Origin of the sequence: Clostridioides sp. ZZV15-6598 (assembly GCF_020657705.1) — a bacterium.
GTDB classification, from domain to species: domain Bacteria; phylum Bacillota; class Clostridia; order Peptostreptococcales; family Peptostreptococcaceae; genus Clostridioides; species Clostridioides difficile_F.
Map to the genome: position 1 here is coordinate 1 of NZ_JAGWCS010000293.1, position 898 is coordinate 898.

General features: G+C 30.2%; 2 protein-coding genes and 1 pseudogene. All 3 read right to left on the reverse strand.

The window, feature by feature from the left end; all coding sequences use genetic code 11:
* Positions 1-52: 52 nt before the first annotated feature.
* Positions 53-433: an NUMOD1 domain-containing DNA-binding protein gene (locus KGF50_RS21660; RefSeq protein WP_227849973.1), complete on the reverse strand. Its 381-nt coding sequence runs from the start codon at positions 431-433 to the stop codon at positions 53-55.
* A 14-nt stretch (positions 434-447) separates the two neighbouring features.
* Positions 448-705 carry a hypothetical protein gene (locus KGF50_RS21665; protein ID WP_227849974.1) on the reverse strand — a complete coding sequence of 86 codons (258 nt, stop codon included), beginning with the start codon at positions 703-705 and terminating at the stop codon, positions 448-450.
* Positions 692-898 (reverse strand): annotated as a pseudogene (locus tag KGF50_RS21670) (hypothetical protein); the annotation flags it as partial. The gene KGF50_RS21665 and the pseudogene KGF50_RS21670, both read right to left, overlap by 14 nt.

The following is an 898-nucleotide window of genomic DNA, read 5'->3' on the forward strand; positions in this document are numbered from 1 at the left end:
AATCGCCTTATTAACAGAACACTTTTTCTTATTTAGTATCTTTTCTGCTAACTTAATTACCTGCTCCACATTTGCTAGTACCATCTGTCACCTCTTTAATATATTCAGCTTTCCAACCTTCTCTAGTTACTCTATTATCTCTAGCTAAACAACTAGCATAATCTCCACTAATTTTTAAGTATTTACTTGCAGCCTTTGCATTTTTGAATATCTTAATTTCTCCAGTTTCGATATTAAAAACTTTTATAGGTTTACTTTTTGTATCATTAGTTGGTTTTTTCCTTATTTTTTTAAATTGCGATTCATTAATTTTCAGCTTTATTTTCTTACTTTCATTTGCTTCTCTTATTTTTCTTAAATTAAGTTCAAATAGGTCTTCCAAATCTATAACTTTACTTAAATACTCTCCTGCATCCATCCAAACTTTAGCCATATCCTTAGCCCCCCTTATTCAGCTGGCATTTCAAACACTTTCTCTTTGTAATACTTAACTCTATCCCTATTTATAACATCAAGCTTAGTTCCTGCAATGATAGCATCCTGTATCTCATTTAATACTTCAAAAGCTCTTTCTTCTGATTTATATATTCCTATTTCTTGAAATTTTTCTTTATCTCCAAACCTTGCATAGACATATTCTCTATCAACACTTACCCATTCAGTTTTTACTAGTTCTAATCTATCTTGACTTCTAATTATTATCATTTCTAATTCCCCCATCATCACATCTTCTTATATCATTCAACTCACTTAAATCTTCATATATATTCCCATCAACCTTGATTACTACAAGTTCAGATAATCGAAAGCAATCTCCTGACATTTCATTCACTGCAATAAAACAACCATCTTTAAATTTTACCTCCCCTGCAAATTCTGTAAAAAATATGCTTCTACA

Bases quoted from the DNA above. Each gene is read 5' to 3' on its own strand.
- KGF50_RS21660 (WP_227849973.1), bottom strand. From the start codon at position 433: ATGGCTAAAGTTTGGATGGATGCAGGAGAGTATTTAAGTAAAGTTATA.
- KGF50_RS21665 (WP_227849974.1), bottom strand. From the start codon at position 705: ATGATAATAATTAGAAGTCAAGATAGATTAGAACTAGTAAAAACTGAA.